A 16,995-nucleotide genomic window follows, 5' to 3' on the forward strand; every position below is an offset into this window, starting at 1 on the left:
ACAGGATGTCACTGATTTCAAAAGTGCAGCAGCCGGACAGCCACGGGCGTATCCAGCACGTGACGCCTGAGAGCGCCGGCTGGGAATATGTGGGCTTTGACGCTTATCTGCTGAAAAAGGGCCAGACGCTGCGGTTAAGCAGCGGCGAGAGAGAGCTGTGCCTGGTGCTGGTGGCCGGTCTGGCGTCGGTGAAAACCCGCGACGCAGAATTCCCTGGCATCGGTAAGCGCCTGTCGCCGTTTGAGCGCACGCCGCCTTACTCGGTTTACGTGCCGCATCATGATGAGGTTGAAGTCACTGCCGACAGCGATCTGGAACTGGCGGTATGCAGTGCGCCGGGCAGTGGCAATCTGCCCGCACGGCTGATTGCACCGCAGGATGTAGGCGTGGAGCACCGTGGCAAAGGGCGCAATCAGCGCCTGGTGCATAACATTCTGCCGGATAATCAACCGGCCGACAGCCTGCTGGTGGTCGAGGTGTATACCGACGAGGGCGCGACCAGTTCGTATCCCAGCCACAAGCATGATGAGAAGGACAGCCCGGACGAAACCTATCTGGAAGAGACCTATTATCACCGTTTCGACCCCGAGCCCGGTTTCGCCATGCAGCGCGTCTACACCGACGACCGTTCGCTCGACGAGTGTATGGCCCCGTATAACCGCGATGTGGTGACGGTGCCGCGCGGGTATCATCCGGTGGCGACGCTGGCCGGTTACGATAATTATTATCTGAACGTGATGGCCGGGCCGGTACGGCTGTGGAAATTTACCTGGGAGAAGGATCACGCCTGGGTGAACAGCGAGCAGTATCCGCGCCGTTAATCGGGTCTCCGCGCGGTTGCAGGAAATGCGCACCAGGTTAAACGGCGCACGCAAGCATATAAACGTGCACAGCCGTAGGGTGCGCATTGATGCGCACCAGGTTAAACGGCACACGCATTCACTGATGCGCACAGATAAAAAAAGGCAGCCATCTGGCTGCCTTTTTTCTATTCGGTACCTGAGGTTTATTCGCTGCTGCTGTTATTCAGCGCCAGCGACACCGCCAGGGTTTGCGCCAGGCACAGCGAGGCCACCTGCGAGCGGAAGCCATCCACCTGCGCTTCGCGCACCACAAAACAGACATCGCTGAACGCTGCCAGCGGGCTGACCTGGCTGTCGGTGATGGCGATCTGATGCGCGCCACGTTTAGCACCCAGCTCCACCAGTTCCACCGCTTCACGCGCATACGGCGAGTAGCTGATAGCGATGACCACGTCTTTCGGATTCACCATGCTGAGCTGTTCAGTGAACATACCGCCCAGGCCATCAATCAGAAAAGCGCGACGCTCCAGATGGCGCAGCGCATACACCAGATACGAGGCCACGCTGAACGAGCGGCGCAGACCGATGATGTAGATGTTCTCCGCCTCGTTGAGCATCTTCACCGCTTTGTTCAGCTGGTCGGGATTCACCTGCATCGCCAGCTGCTGCAGCGCCTGGCTGTTGACCATGGTAAAGACGTTGAGGATCTCCACCGGGCTCTCCGGTGAGCTGGCGCTGTCGTCTGTGGCCGTCTGGCGGAACAGGCGCGCCCGTTCGGTATAGTTCACGGTCTCTTCCATCAGGTGCTGACGAAAGACCTGTTTCATTTCGTTGAAGCCGCTAAAGCCGAACGCGTTGGCGAAGCGGATCAGCGTGGAGGGCGGAACATCCGCCTGCTGGGCGATAGAAGCGACGGTATCAAACGCGATGCTGTTGCTGTTATCAAGGATATAACGAGCCACCTGCTTCAGGCGTTTACTCAGCGTCTCGTAGCGACGACGGATATCGTCCTGTAACAAGGTTAATTGCGTTGGGTTATTGGTCATTACTTCGGCCCGTCAGAAAAGGAAATATGGCTGGATAATGAGCGCTATAGTACCAGATGGATGGAAAATTTCATTTGTTTGACGCTATCGTGAAGGCTATTTCATCGGTTTATGAATTGCCTCACAAAACTCAGGGGTTGAGGGCTTGCCCTCACCCTAACCCTCTCCCGCAGGCGGGAGAGGGAACAGTCCGGAGCGGTCTGATCGGTCTGCCAGGACTGGTACAATGCTTAACGAGCTGCCTGAACGGCTCCCTCACCCTAACCCTCTCCCGCAGGCGGGAGAGGGGACAGTCCGGAGCAGTCTGACCGGCCTGACAGGACTGGTACAATGCTTAACGACCTGCCTGAACGGCTCCCTCTCCCGGTGGGAGAGGGCTGGGGTGAGGGCATCCGCGCGCAACACACTAAAAAGCGGCCCGTCAGGCCGCTTCTCAGTACATCCTCTGCAAATCCGTCAGCCGCGCGCGGCGCGCCAGTAGCCAATCAGGCGCAGATAATTGCCTTTCACGGTCTCAATCAGCGCCTTATCATCCAGCTCACCGTTCAGCCACTGGCGTGACGGCTGGCCAAAAATGGTGCGACCCACGGCAAAACCTTTCACCCACGTCGCCTGAGCAGCGGCGGCGAAGCCGGCTTTCAGCTTCTCTTCCGGCGCATCAAGGCCGAGTAACAGAATGCCGCGACAGTGCGGATCCTGCTGCTCAATCAGCTCGCCGATCGCCTGCCAGCTCTCCGCCGTCAGCGGTGGTAGCTTCCACCAGTCGGGCTGCACGCCCAGGCTATAGAAGTGGCTCAGCATGTCGTAATAGTAGGACTCGTTACGGTCCGGGTTGCTTTCCGGCAGAATCACTTCCAGCAGCAACTCGTGCCCGCTTTTGTTACAGCTGCGCCACACGTCAAGAACCAGTTCGTCCTGCTCTTTACGCAGTTCAGCACTGTCATGGGGATGGTAAAACACCAGGCATTTGACGACGTGTTCGGCCGGCCAGTCCACCAGCTGAGAGCCAATATTGCCGTGCTCAAGACGCAGTGGCCGTGAGCTCGGCAGCTCAATGGGCCGCCCAATCCACCAGTGCTTGCCGGTGATGGCGTTGAGCGCTTTCTGGCCGTACGTGGTATCCGCCAGGATACCACTCTTCTCATTGAGACCGGCTTCGTTAGCCGCCTCCTGTGCCGCCTGCAACAGCAGCAGCTTCAGCTGCGGAATGCGCTCCTCGCTGACGCCCGCTTCGCGCGCCATATCGGCCAGCTGTTTACGGTGGTCAAAGGCGAACACATTCAGCTCCGGCCACTGCTGCTTACGCGTGGTAACGCGATGCAGATGATTGAGGCGCGCGTCCAGATCCGGACGTTTCACCGCGTTATCGCGGCTGAGGAAATCGTCCAGCTCCTCTTTGGTTGGCATCGCCGGCGCACAGCCGTGACGGGATACCACCAGCGCGCCACAGGCGTTGGCGTAGCGGCACGCCTGCTCCCAGCTCTCATCGTTGAGCCAGCCGCGCAGCAGGCCCGACATAAACGCATCGCCGGCGCCCAGCACGTTGAGCACCTCAACGCGCACGCCGCTGTGCAGGCGCGTCTGTTCCCAGCTATCGGGAATCTCGCCCTCAAACACCACACAACCCAGCGGCCCGCGTTTGCAGACCAGCGTGGCGCTGCTGGCCTTACGCACATTTTTCAGCGCGGTCAGCGTATCAGTGCTGCCACCGGCGATATAGAACTCTTCTTCCGTTCCGACGATCAGATCGAAATAGTGCACCACTTCCTGCAGCTGCTGCGTCACCTGGCCGGATTCAATGAAACGCGTTTCACCGTCACCCAGTGAGGTCAGACCCCATAGCACCGGGCGATAATCGATATCCAGCGCGGTGCGCAGACCGTTGCGCCGGGCAATATCCAGCGCTTTCAGCACCGCCGCCCGCGTGTCCGGATGCGACAGGTGGGTGCCGGTTACCGCCACGGCGCGGGACGAGGTAATGAACTCTTCGCGAATGTCCTCGGGAACCAGCCCCATATCAGCACAGTTGTCGCGATAGAAAATCAGCGGAAAGGTCTCTTCGTCTTTGATGCCGAGAATCACCAGCCCGGTCAGGCGCTGCTTATCGGTAATCAGCCCGTCAGTATTGCAGCCCACGCGCTGCAGTTCTTCACGCAGGAAGCGGCCATTGTGTTCGTCACCGACGCGCGCCAGCATCGCCGACTTCAGCCCCTGAATCGCGGTGCCATAGGCTACGTTGCCGGAAGAGCCGCCGAGGTATTTGTTAAAGCTGGTCATATCTTCCAGGCGCGAGCCAATTTGCTGGCCGTAAAGATCGACGGCGATGCGTCCAATACAAATCACATCAAGCCGCTTCTGTTGTGTACTCATACTGATGGTTTCCTTCTGTGATAAGCAGACACGGCGGGCGCTGCCGCCCACTATCAAGCGCAATGCTTCCGGGGTCTCGGGGTGCCTGACTGGCTATGTGGGCAGTATGAGGAATAAAAATTCCAAACACAATATGAAATGAAACATCCATCGCGATTTTGTGAGCCAGGTAAAACTCTGGTGCCGCTGCCTTTCCCGCCCTTTACGGCTTGCCCGTTTCGCGGGTGCTCTGGCTTGTGAGCCAGCTCGCAGGAAATGATGATGGATGAGAGGAAGCTGCTGACGTGAAATGAAATTTCGTTATGATGGCTGAGGCACAGCAGGCTGTTTCACTTTGCTGTCATCCCGTCCCGTCACCGCCCGCGTTTCAGCGCCGAATTTGATCTTCATCGCAAAATGAAATGTTTCTTCTGTAATCAGGTTTAATGGAAAAAACATTTGTTTATAATCGCCACACGTTTCACTTAGCGTCGGGCGCGTTTTCACCGCCGACCCGAACCGCGTCGTACCCCCTGAGCGGGTACCACATGTAAAGGAAGAAGCATATGGGCACTATCAGACTGACTACCGCACAGGCGCTGGTGAAATTTCTGGATAACCAGTACCTGAACGTTGACGGCGTTGAAACCAAATTTGTGCACGGCATCTTTGCTATTTTCGGCCACGGCAATGTGCTCGGCCTCGGCCAGGCACTGGAGCAGGACAGCGGCGATTTACAGGTGTATCAGGGCCGTAACGAGCAGGGTATGGCGCACGCTGCCATCGGTTTTGCCCGGCAGTCGCTGCGCCGTCAAATCATTGCCTGTACCTCTTCCGTCGGACCGGGTGCCGCCAACATGATTACCGCGGCAGCCACGGCAACAGCCAACCGGATTCCTCTGCTGCTGCTGCCGGGCGATGTGTTCGCCACGCGCCAGCCGGACCCGGTGCTGCAGCAGATCGAGCAGAGTCACGATCTCAGTATCAGCACCAACGATGCCTTCCGCGCAGTGAGTAAATACTGGGACCGCGTGAGCCGTCCGGAACAGCTGATGACCGCCTGTATCAATGCGCTGCGCGTGCTGACCGATCCGGCGGAAACCGGGGCGGTAACGCTGGCGCTGCCGCAGGATGTGCAGGGCGAAGCCTGGGATTTCCCGGAATACTTCTTCCAGAAACGCGTGCACTTGCTTGACCGGCGTCTGCCGACGGCGGCCCAGCTGGACGCGGCGCTGGCATTGATTGCGCGTAAGCACAAGCCGCTGATTGTAGTGGGTGGCGGCGTGAAATACTCCGATGCCGGTCAGGCGCTGCTGAGCTTTGCCGAGCGTTTCAATATTCCGTTTGCCGAAACGCAGGCCGGCAAAGGCACCATCGTTTCCGACCATCCGCTGAACGTGGGCGGCGTGGGTGAAACCGGCTGTCTGGCGGCGAACCTGCTGGCCAAAGAGGCCGATCTGGTGATCGGTATTGGTACGCGCTATACCGATTTCACCACGGCTTCAAAATGGATCTTCCAGCATTCGGAAATCAGCTACCTCAACATTAACGTCAACAACTTCGACAGCTACAAGCTGGATGGCGTGCAACTGCTGGCGGATGCACGCGAAGGATTAACCGCGCTGGAAGCCGGACTGAACGGCTTTGAGAATCACTGGGGTGGCCAGATTGAACAGGCGCAGAGCAAGCTGCTGAAAGAGACGCAGCGCGTGTACGCCGCCACTTTCAACACCGACGACTTTATTCCGGAAATCGCTGACCACATCGATCGCACCGCGCTGTTCGCCGAGTTTGAGCGTTTGACAAAGTCGGTGCTGACGCAGAGCAGCGTGCTGGGCACCTTAAACGAACAGCTGCCAAAGGATGCGGTGATTGTCGCCGCCGCCGGCAGTCTGCCGGGTGACCTGCAGCGCGTATGGCGCACCAAAGATTACAACGCGTATCACGTTGAGTACGGCTACTCGTGCATGGGTTACGAAGTGAATGCCGCGCTGGGCGTGAAGCTGGCACAGCCGCAGCGCGAAGTCTACGCCATGGTGGGTGACGGCTCGTTCATGATGCTGCACTCCGAGCTGGTCACCTCGATTCAGGAAGGGGCGAAAATCAACGTCATCCTGCTGGATAACATGACCAATGGCTGCATCAACAACCTGCAGATGGAACACGGCATGGACAGTTTCAACACCGAGTTCCGCTTCCGTAATCCGCAGGGCGGCAAGCTGGATGGCGGCTTCGTGCCGGTTGATTTCGCGGCGATAGCCGCCGGCTACGGCTGTAAAACCTACCGTGTCACCACGCTGGAGCAGCTGAAAGCGGCGCTGGAAGATGCGCAGCAGCAGACGGTTTCGACCCTGATTGACATCAAAGTGCTGCCGAAAACCATGGTGCACAAATACTTCAGCTGGTGGCACGTCGGCGTGGCGCAGGCTTCCACCTCAGAGCGGACGCAGCAGGTGGCCGACAAGCTCAATCAGCATATTCAACAGGCGCGTAAGTACTAACCCTTTTCAGGCCGGCGCTGCCCGGCCCGTTTTACCCTACTTATCCGACTCTACAGGTGTAATTATGACGCTCAAACTCGGTGTAATCGGTACCGGCGCAATTGGTCAGGAACATATTCGTCGCTGCAACAACGTGCTGCAGGGCGCAAAAGTGGTGGCGGTTTCAGACATCAATGTGGAAGGTGCGCGCGCGGCGCTGCAGCGGCTGAATATCCAGGCCGAAGTGTATCAGGATGGTCATCAGGTGATTAACTCGCCGGAAGTGGATGCCGTGCTGGTGACCTCGTGGGACCCGACGCATGAAGAGTTCACGCTGGCCGCGATTGCCGCCGGGAAACCGGTGTTCTGCGAGAAGCCGCTGGCACTGAGCGCGGAGGGCTGCCGTCGCATTGTCGACGCCGAGATCGCGCACGGCAAACGTCTGGTGCAGGTGGGCTTTATGCGCCCGTATGATGCCGGCTATCGCGCGCTGAAAAAGGTGATCACCGACGGTGACATCGGCGAGCCGCTGATGCTGCACTGCGCACACCGTAATCAGAGCGTCGGCGAGAATTACACCACCGACATGGCTATTACCAACACCCTGATTCACGAGCTGGATGTCCTGCGCTGGCTGACCGAGGACGATTACAAAAGCGTGCAGGTGGTGTTCCCGCGCACGACCTCAAAGTCACACGCGAAGCTGAAAGATCCGCAGATCGTACTGTTTGAAACGCAGAAGGGCATCCGCATCGATGTGGAGATCTTTGTGAACTGCGCGTACGGCTATGACATTCAGTGTGAAGTGGTGGGCGAAGAGGGCATCGCCAGACTGCCGGAGCCGTCGGCCATTCAAATGCGCAAAGATGCCCGCCTTGGCAACGCGCTGCTGACCGACTGGAAAGATCGCTTTATCGACGCCTACGACGTTGAGCTGCAGGCGTTTATCAATGATGTGAAAGCGGGCCAGCTGAGCGGGCCTTCCGCCTGGGATGGCTTTGCCGCCTCGGTGGCTGCCGATGCCTGCCTGAAGGCGCAAACCAGCGGTGCGATTGAGCCCGTTGCCATGCCGCCGCGTCCGGCGTTTTACCAGAAATAATCAGGCGCGTGCGCTAAACCTATCCACGGCAGCGGATTACCGCTGCCTCTCTGTGTCAGGGAGCTGAAAATGAACCAAGAGAACGTCAAACTGGCGATTGCGCCGATTGGCTGGACCAACGACGACATGCCGGAACTCGGCAGCGAAAATACTTTCCAGCAAACGGTCAGCGAGATGGCGCTGGCGGGTTTCACCGGTAGCGAAGTGGGCAGCAAGTATCCGCGCGATCCGGCGGTGCTGAAGCCGATGCTGGATATCCGCGGTATGCAGATTTGTAACGCCTGGTTTAGTACCTTTTTTGCCAACGGTGACAAAGCGAAAACCATCGATCAGTTCATCAACCACATGAACTTCCTGCATGCCATGGGCGCGCGCGTGATTGGCTGCTCGGAACAGAGCAAAAGCATTCAGGGCACGTCGCTGCCGGTGCTGGAGCAGAAGCCGGTTTTCACTGACGAAGAGTGGCGCCTGACGGCAGAAGGTTACAACGAACTGGCGGCGATTGCGGCGCAGAAAGGGATGCGCGTAACGCTGCATCATCACATGGGCACCGGCATTCAGACGCCAGCCGAGATCGACCGTTTTATGGCAATGACCAACGATAACGTCGGTCTGCTGTACGACACCGGCCACATTTACTACTCCGAAGGATCACAGCAGGTGATGCTGGATGTGCTGACCCAACATCTGCCGCGTATTTTCCACGTGCATCTGAAGGATGTGCGTGACAGCGTGGTGGCAGAGGTGCGCGCAAACTCGCTGTCGTTCCTCGACGGAGTGAAGAAAGGCACCTTCACCGTACCAGGCGATGGCGTGATCGATTTCAAACCGGTATTCAAAATCCTCGATGATTACGGCTATAAAGGCTGGATGGTCGTCGAAGCGGAACAGGATCCGGCCATCGCTAACCCATTCGAATATGCAGTGAAAGCCCGTAAATATATTCGTGACAATGCCGGGCTGTAAGATTGACGGTCAGTTAGCGCAATGAATTGCGCCGCTACGGTAAATTCGACAGTGACTTTCGTCATTATCGACCGCACACACTGTAGCGGCGCGATTTATCGCGCTATGTATCAATTGCTCTTCTGCAATCGACTCATTTCATTGTCTTTATTCACTGTGTAAGGTTGAAGCGGAACAGGATCCGGCCATCGCTAACCCATTCGAATATGCAGTGAAAGCCCGTAAATATATTCGTGACAATGCCGGGCTGTAAATTTGCGTGTTAATTAGCGCAATGAATTGCGCCGCTACGGTAAATTCGACAGTGACTTTCGTCATTATCGACCGCACACACTGTAGCGGCGCGATTTATCGCGCTATGTATTAATTGCTCTTCTGCAATTGACTCATTTCGTTGTCTTTATTCACTGTGTAATTTCCTGAATCCAGTGAGAACATCACGCCACCATCCTGCGTCCGCTGAATTTTCATCAGTAAATTTTTATCCAGACAATTAGCAGGGGGTTGCATTTGCTTAAAGCAAATGCGGTCCTTTTTTTCTAATGGCTGATATCCTTCACCTAATGCATAAAAATAATAGCTAATGGAGCCATTTTCATTAAAGGCTTTAATATTGTATTTTAATGTTATTTGCTGCTGGTGACTCAACCACCACCTTATTTTTTCATCGTCAGAATAAGGCAGGTGATCGACGATAATTGATGCAGAATAGTAATCCTGGTGAACGTCAATGACGTTAACTTCCCTGAAGTTCAGGTAGCAATATATGCCACTGGCTAATGCAATAAGCAGAATTAATCCTGCCCATGTCTTCCTGTTCATTAACGGCCGCCTTCAATATCTATCACAGCATCCATGTTCGTCAGAAAAGGACGAAAGCCAAATTTATCATAACGTTGTAAGGTGAACCATATCTTAAAAAACTGAAATTGTCTGAATTTATGCTTGTGAATATCATGCGTATCCAGACCGAAATGATCCTGTCCACTGAAGCGCATTTTTGCCCTCCAGCGCGCACCATTAACGTCAAGACTCAATATGTCAATTTTGGTAGCATAAACATCATGAACAGTAATGCCTAAACCATTTATTTTATCCATGATTAATGAATCGAACTTAGGCAGGATTGAGTTATTAATGGCAGAATTAATATCACCTATATTTTTCAATGGCAGGCCTTTGATACCATAATCAATATTAACATTGAGGATGTCGATTATGGCTTTGTGTGTGCTGTTTATGCTTCTGTCGTTCATAATTTTGTCCCGATATGCCATATCCAGCGACAAATCCCGAAACGGCAGGCCGCTCGAGCGCATAAAATGCTCCAGCATCTTATTTATCAGGAAACGTTGCGGGCCAACAAGCGCGAAAGGTAATGAAGTGGTTTGCATCTCAGCAAACAGCAGCCTGGCGCACTCCAGCGGTGAAAGCTTTTCGCCAGGTTTCGCATAAGCACCAGCAAAGCGCGACTGGGGATTATGGAAGGGATGCAGCCGCGTCATGTTCCATGGGTCGACTACATTGGAAATGTGGGTGAGGCTGAATTCGTTTTTCATCCGGCGTTCACAGATATCGCCGTAGCGCATATCGTCAGCGCCATAGTCATTAAACATGCGCTGTGTGGTGAAGATATTGAGCGGAAAAGTGGCTAAAGCCATGCGTGATACTCCCTGTCACTGACGAGTCCGTTAATCCGGTCGCGGATTATTTAGTCAGTAAGTGGAGCGGTGAGAATTGATCTGGTGCAGTGCCTTGTGTGAATAACCTCTCGCCGACACAAAAAGAGAAAAAACAAAAACCCCGCGCGGTGGCGGGGTTGAGGACAATGCTTAAGGCGATTAGGAAGCCAGCGACAGCGCCGGTTTCTGGCCGTTTTCCGCCAGCCAGTCGCGGATGCGCGCCTGTTCGGCTTCGCTCAGCCACATACCCTGCTTGGTACGGCGCCAGATGGCGTCGTCCAGCTCGCGCACCCACTCGTGTTTCACCAGGTAACGCAGTTCGGCTTCATAGAATTCGTGGCCAAAGTTTTCACCCAGATCTTCACGGCTCTTCGCGCCTTCCAGCAGCACTTCAGTACGGCTGCCGTAGGTGCGGGCAAAGTGACGCGCCATGCCTTCGCTGATGAACGGATAGCGACGGCGCAGGCTGGCAGCGTAATCTTCACGCGTACCGGAGAAATCACCGCCTGGCAGCACGGCGTTTTTGGTCCACGCCGGACCGGCATCGGGGTAGTATTTCGCCAGTTTCTCCAGCGCATGCTCCGCCAGCTTGCGATAGGTGGTCAGCTTGCCGCCGAACACGGACAGCAGCGGTGCCTGGCCGTTGTCGTCGTGCACGTCCAGTGTGTAATCACGGGTGATCGCCTGCGGTGAATCAGATTCATCATCGCACAGCGGACGCACGCCGGAGTAGGTCCAGACGATATCGTCGCTGGTCAGCTGCTTTTTAAAGTGCGCGTTATACACCTTCAGCAGGTAGCTGATTTCATTGTCATCGATTTTGACATTTTTCGGATCGCCTTTGTATTCGACGTCGGTGGTACCGATGATTGAAAACTCATCCATCCACGGAATCACAAACACGATACGGTTATCTTCGTTCTGCAGAATGTAAGCCTGCTTCTCGGTGTGCACGCGCGGCACCACGATATGGCTGCCTTTGATCAGGCGAATACCGTACGGCGATTTCAGCTTCAGGCCATCGTCAAAGAACTGCTTCACCCAGGGACCAGCGGCGTTAACCAGCCCTTTGGCGCGCCAGGTGTAGGTCTTGCCGGTATCGACGTCTTCCGCTTCCACCATCCACAGACCGGCTTCACGCCAGGCGCGAGTTACGCGGGTGCGGGTGCGCACTTCGCCGCCCTGTTTCACCACTTCCTGCGCGTTAAGCACCACCATGCGCGCATCGTCCACCCAGCAGTCGGAATATTCGAAACCGCGCGTAATTTCAGGCTTCAGGGCCGATTCCGCGCCAAAACGCAGACCTTTACTGCCTGGCAGCGTAGTGCGCTTACCGAGGCGATCGTACATAAACAGGCCCATGCGGATCATCCACGCCGGACGCAGATGCGGGCGGTGTGGCAGACGGAAACGCATCGGGAAGGCGATGTGCGGCGCCATTTTCAGCAGCACTTCACGTTCGGCCAGCGCTTCGCCCACCAGACGGAATTCGTAATGTTCCAGATAGCGCAGGCCACCGTGAATCAGCTTGGAACTGGCAGAGGAGGTTGCACAGGCCAAATCCCGCGCCTCCAGCATCAGCACTGACAGGCCGCGTCCTGCAGCATCCACTGCAATGCCGGCACCGTTGATGCCGCCGCCGATCACGATCAGGTCTTTGGTTTCCACGTCATCTCCTCCGATGTTCGGAATAGTTCTAAAATGTTCGTTTTCGAGCGTAATAATAATCGGAAACCAACATTGACGCCAGCGCTTAACTCAATAAAAACATTCTTGCGTGATATAGCTAACATTTCGGCAGGAAAAAAATCACATATCCACAGGATTTGTCAGGTTATAGCGGCGGCTTATCAGGGTAAACTAACGCCAATTGATGACGAGGTAATGAGAGACCCATGGAAACCTTCGAGTGTATTAACGTCCTGCAGGCTAACGAGCATCTGGCACAGGGAGCGCAACTGGTAGACATCCGCGATCCGCAAAGCTTCGCCATGGGCCACGCCACCGGCGCGCAACATCTGACCAATGACAACCTGGCGACGTTTATCGCCGGCACCCGGCATGACCAGCCGGTGCTGGTGATGTGCTATCACGGTAACAGCAGTAAAGGCGCGGCGCAGTTCCTGTTAAGCCAGGGCTTTAGCGACGTCTACAGCATCGACGGCGGTTTTGATGCCTGGCGCGCGGCGTTTCCGACGCAGGTCGCCACCGGCAGCCTCTGATTGACCGATTAAAGGAAGGAGAGCACCGCATGATGCGCATCACCCAGTTTAACCAGCCGCGCATGGCGCAGGCGTTTGTGGATTACATGGCGACGCGTGGCGTCACGCTGCGCATTGAGCGCGAAAGTCACTGTGTCATTGTGCTGGATGACGACAGCAAGCTGGAGATGGTCGAAAACGAACTCGCGCAGTTCGTGCGCGATCCCAACCATCCACGCTATCAGGCGGCGAGCTGGCACAGCGGTACCACCGACAGCGGTCTGCGTTATGAGCGTGGTAATATCTGGGCAAACATTCGCGAACGCGCGGGTCCGCTCACGCTGACCATCATGATCGCCTGCGTGGCGGTGTTTATCCTGATGCAGATTGTCGGCGACGATGTGGTACTCAGCTGGCTGGCCTGGCCGGCGGATTCCTCCCAGTATTTTCAGGTGTGGCGCTGGTTCAGCCACGCGCTGCTGCACTTCTCGCTGCTGCACATTCTGTTCAACCTGATGTGGTGGTGGTATCTCGGCGGTGCGGTAGAGAAGCGCCTCGGCAGCGGCAAACTGTTCGTTATCATGCTGATTTCAGCGCTGCTGAGCGGCTGGATGCAGGCGAAGTTCAGCGGCGTGCTGTTTGGCGGGCTGTCCGGCGTGGTCTATGCGCTGATGGGCTACTGCTGGCTGCGCGGCGAGCGCGATCCCGAAAGTGGCATTTATCTCGAGCGCGGCCTGATTGGCTTCGCTATTGTATGGCTGGTGATTGGCTGGTACGGCGCCTTTGGCCTGTCGATCGCGAACGCTGCGCACGTCACCGGTTTGCTGGTGGGGCTGGCAATGGCGTTCGTTGATACGCGCAAACGCGCACGTCGCTAGCAGCAGGATAAAAAGAACACGGCCTTGAGCCGAGGAGAGAGATGTGAAGCAGACGCAACGTCATGACGCCATTATCGATCTGGTCCGGCGTCAGGGGTATGTCAGTACGGAAGAGCTGGTGGATCACTTTGAGGTCAGCCCGCAGACTATCCGGCGCGATCTGAACGATCTGGCCGATCAAAACAAAATTCAGCGTCATCACGGCGGCGCAGCGCTGCCTTCCAGCTCGGAAAACACCGCGTGGCAGGATCGCAAAATGATGTGGTCGGCGGAAAAGGCACGCATCGCCGAGCGCGTGGCGAGCCAGATCCCGGACGGCGCCACGCTGTTTATTGATATCGGCACCACGCCGGAAGCGGTGGCGCATGCGCTGCTCAACCATAACAATCTGCGTATCGTCACCAACAACCTCAACGTGGCGATTTTGCTGATGGGCAAGCCGGATTTCCGCGTGATCATCGCCGGCGGAGAAGTGCGCACGCGCGACGGTGGTATCATGGGGGAAGCCACGCTCGATTTTATCTCTCAGTTCCGGCTCGATTACGGCATTCTCGGCATCAGCGGTATTGATATGGACGGTTCGCTGCTGGAGTTCGACTATCACGAAGTGCGCACCAAACGCGCCATTATCGAGAACTCGCGCTGCGTGATGCTGGTGGTGGATCACTCGAAGTTTGGCCGTAACGCCATGGTTAACCTTGGCAACATGAGCCTGATTGATTACCTGTATACCGATCAAACCCCGCCGTTAAGCGTACTGAAGGTGATTGAACAGCACGAAGTGCATCTGGAGCTGTGCTGATTTCCCAGGTGCGCATCAATGCGCACCCTGTGAGGCACCTGGCCATCGTTACCAAACCGCACCCTTAGCGCATTGTGCCGTATTGTAGGGTCGCCATTGATGGCGACCAGGCCGCAGCGGCATGCCTTTTTTCACTGCTTCTTCATTTCCCTGTCGCTTTTTTCAGCGTCCGCGGCTTAACTTACTCTTTCAGATTTGCGCTTGCCCGTGTTTACCGTTTCGGATGCAAAGGGATGCACTATGTCGCCGCTAAAATTCAATAAAACCCGCTTTGACGCCGCGCTGACCCGCCAGTGGCAGCAGCTCGGACTGACTTCCGCCCGGCAGATGACGCCGCATCAGTGGTGGCAGGCGCTCAGCCGGGCGCTGATGGAACTGCTCGCCGCACAGCCGCCCGTGCCGCCGAAAAGTGCTCAGCGCCACGTTAATTATCTCTCAATGGAGTTTCTGCCCGGCCGGCTGACCGGTAATAACCTGCTCAATCTCGGCTGGTATAACGAGGTGGCCGCCGCGCTGGCAGAGCACCAGGTTGAGCTGAATGAACTGCTGGAGGAGGAAGTCGATCCGGCGCTGGGCAACGGCGGACTGGGACGGCTCGCGGCCTGCTACATGGATGCGATGGCGACGGTCGGCCAGCCGGCGATGGGGCACGGCCTCAACTATCAGTACGGCCTGTTTCGTCAGTCGTTTGTGGCCGGACAGCAGCACGAAGCGCCGGATGACTGGCAGCGCGATCGCTATCCGTGGTTCCGCCACAACGCGGCGCTGGATGTGCCGGTGGGGCTGGGCGGTAAGGTTAAAAAGCGCGACGATGGCAGCGTCGAGTGGCGTCCGGCACAGCAGCTGATCGGCCAGCCCTGGGATCTGCCGGTAATCGGCTATCGCAACGGCATCACGCTGCCGCTGCGCCTGTGGCAAGCCACCAGCGCGCAGCCGTTTGACCTGACGCTGTTTAACGCCGGGAAATTCCTGCAGGCGGAGCAGCCAGGTATTGAAGCCGACAAGCTGACCAAAGTGCTCTATCCCAATGACAACCATGCGCCAGGTAAACGTCTGCGGCTGATGCAGCAGTATTTCCAGTGCGCCTGCGCGGTGAGCGACATACTGCGTCGTCACCGGCTGGCGGGCCGTGCGCTGCATACGCTGCCGGATTTCGAAGTGATTCAGCTCAACGATACCCATCCCACCATCGCTATTCCGGAGCTGCTGCGTCTGCTGCTGGATGAGCATGGCCTGAGCTGGGACGACGCCTGGCACATTACCAGCCGCACCTTTGCGTATACCAACCATACGCTGATGCCGGAGGCGCTGGAGCGCTGGCCGGCGAGCCTGCTGCGCGAACTGCTGCCGCGCCATCTGCAAATCATCAAACAGATCAATCGCCAGCTGAAGCAGCAGGTCAAACAGCGCTGGCCGAATGACAGCGCCCTCTGGCACAAGCTGGCGGTGGTGAGCGACGGCGAAGTGCGCATGGCCAATTTGTGCGTGGTGAGCTGTTTCGCCGTCAACGGTGTGGCAGCGCTGCACTCGCAGCTGGTGGTTAACGATCTGTTCCCGGAATATCACCAGCTGTGGCCGCACAAGTTTCATAACGTCACCAACGGCATTACGCCGCGCCGCTGGCTGAAGCAGTGCAACCCCCTGCTGTCCGCGCTGATTGACGACAGCCTGCAGGTGGAGTGGGCCAACGATCTCGACGCGCTGGAATGGCTGGCGCCGCTGGCGAAGAAGAAAAGTTTTCGCCAGCAGTTCCGCACCATCAAGCAGCAAAACAAACTGCGGCTGACGGTGTACATCAAACGCGTGACCGGCATCGATATCAATCCTGACGCGCTGTTTGATGTGCAGATCAAGCGCCTGCACGAATACAAACGCCAGCATCTCAGTCTGCTGCACATCCTGCACTGCTATCGCCAGCTGCGCGATAACCCGGACAATCCCGACTTCGTGCCGCGCGTCTTTCTGTTTGGCGCCAAGGCGGCGCCCGGCTATTTGCTGGCAAAAAACATCATCTGTGCCATCAATAAAGTCGCGGAGGTGATCAACAACGACCCGCTGGTGGGCGATCGCCTGAAGGTGGTGTTTGTGCCGGATTACCGGATTACCGCCGCCGAGCTGATGATTCCGGCAGCCGATCTCTCGGAGCAGATCTCCACGGCCGGTTACGAAGCCTCCGGTACCGGCAACATGAAGCTGGCGCTCAACGGCGCGCTGACCATTGGCACGCTGGACGGGGCTAACGTGGAGATTGCCGAGGCGGTCGGTGAGAAAAATATCTTTATCTTCGGCAACACGGTGGATGAGGTAAAAGCACTGAAGGCCGACGGTTACAGTCCGAAGAAACTGCGTAAGCACGATCGCTATCTCGACGGTTTGCTGAAGGAGCTGGAAAAGGGCAAATTCAGCGACGGCGACCGGCAGGCATTTGCGCCGCTGCTGGAGAGCCTGAGCAAACAGGGCGATCCGTGGCTGGTGCTGGCCGATTTCGCCGCTTATATCGCGGCGCAGCAGCGCGTCGAAGCGCTGTGGCGCGATCCGGAAGCGTGGACCAAAGCGGCGATTCTCAACACGGCGCATACCGGCCGCTTCAGTGCCGATCGTTCGATTCGCGATTATCAACAGCGTATCTGGCAGGCGGCGCGCTGAGCCGCCGGAAAATGACGCTGCATGCGTAATGTGCGCACGGCAA

At 56.8% G+C, this 16,995-nt stretch carries 13 protein-coding genes and 1 pseudogene; 9 read left to right on the forward strand and 5 right to left on the reverse strand.

The window, feature by feature from the left end; translation table 11 throughout:
- Positions 1-5: 5 nt before the first annotated feature.
- Complete coding sequence (iolB, locus tag AC6I79_RS01280) at positions 6-821, forward strand: 5-deoxy-glucuronate isomerase (RefSeq protein WP_058759327.1); 816 nt, start codon at positions 6-8, stop codon at positions 819-821.
- A 185-nt stretch (positions 822-1,006) separates the two neighbouring features.
- Here iolB and AC6I79_RS01285 read toward each other — a convergent pair whose 3' ends face one another.
- Entirely contained in the window at positions 1,007-1,849 is an 843-nt protein-coding gene (locus AC6I79_RS01285) for a MurR/RpiR family transcriptional regulator (protein WP_031279682.1), read from the reverse strand.
- Between the two features lie 456 nt (positions 1,850-2,305).
- The gene (locus AC6I79_RS01290; RefSeq protein WP_498027523.1) at positions 2,306-4,219 is read right to left on the reverse strand and encodes a bifunctional 5-dehydro-2-deoxygluconokinase/5-dehydro-2-deoxyphosphogluconate aldolase; all 1,914 of its coding nucleotides are present in this window, start codon (positions 4,217-4,219) and stop codon (positions 2,306-2,308) included.
- 545 nt (positions 4,220-4,764) lie between these two features.
- Between AC6I79_RS01290 and iolD the strand changes: the two genes are divergently transcribed.
- The 4 genes and pseudogenes from iolD to AC6I79_RS01310 form a co-directional block, all read left to right on the forward strand.
- The gene (gene iolD, locus AC6I79_RS01295) at positions 4,765-6,699 is read left to right on the forward strand and encodes a 3D-(3,5/4)-trihydroxycyclohexane-1,2-dione acylhydrolase (decyclizing) (protein WP_159378026.1); all 1,935 of its coding nucleotides are present in this window, start codon (positions 4,765-4,767) and stop codon (positions 6,697-6,699) included.
- 64 nt (positions 6,700-6,763) lie between these two features.
- On the forward strand, positions 6,764-7,777 hold the full coding sequence (gene iolG / locus AC6I79_RS01300) for a bifunctional inositol 2-dehydrogenase/D-chiro-inositol 1-dehydrogenase (RefSeq protein ID WP_021507394.1): 1,014 nt from the start codon (positions 6,764-6,766) through the stop codon (positions 7,775-7,777).
- 69 nt (positions 7,778-7,846) lie between these two features.
- Entirely contained in the window at positions 7,847-8,743 is an 897-nt protein-coding gene (iolE, locus tag AC6I79_RS01305) for a myo-inosose-2 dehydratase (protein WP_058770955.1), read from the forward strand.
- A 163-nt stretch (positions 8,744-8,906) separates the two neighbouring features.
- Positions 8,907-8,996: pseudogene (locus AC6I79_RS01310) on the forward strand (hypothetical protein); the annotation flags it as partial.
- Between the two features lie 110 nt (positions 8,997-9,106).
- Here AC6I79_RS01310 and AC6I79_RS01315 read toward each other — a convergent pair.
- From AC6I79_RS01315 to glpD, 3 genes are all read right to left on the reverse strand, one after another.
- Entirely contained in the window at positions 9,107-9,565 is a 459-nt protein-coding gene (locus AC6I79_RS01315; protein ID WP_159378027.1) for a DUF943 family protein, read from the reverse strand.
- Positions 9,565-10,404, reverse strand: coding sequence for a DUF3289 family protein (locus AC6I79_RS01320; protein ID WP_159378028.1), 840 nt, complete (start codon positions 10,402-10,404; stop codon positions 9,565-9,567). The genes AC6I79_RS01315 and AC6I79_RS01320 overlap by 1 nt, the downstream gene beginning before the upstream one ends.
- Positions 10,405-10,584: 180 nt before the next feature.
- The gene (gene glpD, locus AC6I79_RS01325) at positions 10,585-12,093 is read right to left on the reverse strand and encodes a glycerol-3-phosphate dehydrogenase (RefSeq protein WP_058759321.1); all 1,509 of its coding nucleotides are present in this window, start codon (positions 12,091-12,093) and stop codon (positions 10,585-10,587) included.
- Between the two features lie 227 nt (positions 12,094-12,320).
- Here glpD and glpE point away from each other — a divergent pair, with 227 nt between their 5' ends.
- The 4 genes from glpE to malP all read left to right on the forward strand — a co-directional run bounded on the left by glpE (position 12,321) and on the right by malP (position 16,952).
- The gene (gene glpE, locus AC6I79_RS01330) at positions 12,321-12,647 is read left to right on the forward strand and encodes a thiosulfate sulfurtransferase GlpE (RefSeq protein WP_159378029.1); all 327 of its coding nucleotides are present in this window, start codon (positions 12,321-12,323) and stop codon (positions 12,645-12,647) included.
- Between the two features lie 32 nt (positions 12,648-12,679).
- Positions 12,680-13,504, forward strand: coding sequence for a rhomboid family intramembrane serine protease GlpG (gene glpG, locus AC6I79_RS01335; protein WP_088517946.1), 825 nt, complete (start codon positions 12,680-12,682; stop codon positions 13,502-13,504).
- 43 nt (positions 13,505-13,547) lie between these two features.
- Positions 13,548-14,306, forward strand: coding sequence for a DeoR/GlpR family transcriptional regulator (locus tag AC6I79_RS01340; RefSeq protein WP_058759319.1), 759 nt, complete (start codon positions 13,548-13,550; stop codon positions 14,304-14,306).
- Positions 14,307-14,546: 240 nt separating this feature from the next.
- The gene (malP, locus tag AC6I79_RS01345) at positions 14,547-16,952 is read left to right on the forward strand and encodes a maltodextrin phosphorylase (protein WP_159378030.1); all 2,406 of its coding nucleotides are present in this window, start codon (positions 14,547-14,549) and stop codon (positions 16,950-16,952) included.
- Positions 16,953-16,995: the final 43 nt, after the last annotated feature.

This window comes from gamma proteobacterium symbiont of Scutellera amethystina, assembly GCF_059730845.1.

Excerpts from the sequence above, each read along its gene's own strand:
- AC6I79_RS01320 (WP_159378028.1), bottom strand. The coding sequence starts at position 10,404 with ATGGCTTTAGCCACTTTTCCGCTCAATATCTTCACCACACAGCGCATG.
- malP (WP_159378030.1), top strand. The coding sequence starts at position 14,547 with ATGTCGCCGCTAAAATTCAATAAAACCCGCTTTGACGCCGCGCTGACC.
- glpG (WP_088517946.1), top strand. The coding sequence starts at position 12,680 with ATGCGCATCACCCAGTTTAACCAGCCGCGCATGGCGCAGGCGTTTGTG.
- glpE (WP_159378029.1), top strand. The coding sequence starts at position 12,321 with ATGGAAACCTTCGAGTGTATTAACGTCCTGCAGGCTAACGAGCATCTG.
- AC6I79_RS01315 (WP_159378027.1), bottom strand. The coding sequence starts at position 9,565 with ATGAACAGGAAGACATGGGCAGGATTAATTCTGCTTATTGCATTAGCC.
- iolD (WP_159378026.1), top strand. The coding sequence starts at position 4,765 with ATGGGCACTATCAGACTGACTACCGCACAGGCGCTGGTGAAATTTCTG.
- iolE (WP_058770955.1), top strand. The coding sequence starts at position 7,847 with ATGAACCAAGAGAACGTCAAACTGGCGATTGCGCCGATTGGCTGGACC.
- iolG (WP_021507394.1), top strand. The coding sequence starts at position 6,764 with ATGACGCTCAAACTCGGTGTAATCGGTACCGGCGCAATTGGTCAGGAA.
- AC6I79_RS01290 (WP_498027523.1), bottom strand. The coding sequence starts at position 4,219 with ATGAGTACACAACAGAAGCGGCTTGATGTGATTTGTATTGGACGCATC.
- AC6I79_RS01285 (WP_031279682.1), bottom strand. The coding sequence starts at position 1,849 with ATGACCAATAACCCAACGCAATTAACCTTGTTACAGGACGATATCCGT.
- iolB (WP_058759327.1), top strand. The coding sequence starts at position 6 with ATGTCACTGATTTCAAAAGTGCAGCAGCCGGACAGCCACGGGCGTATC.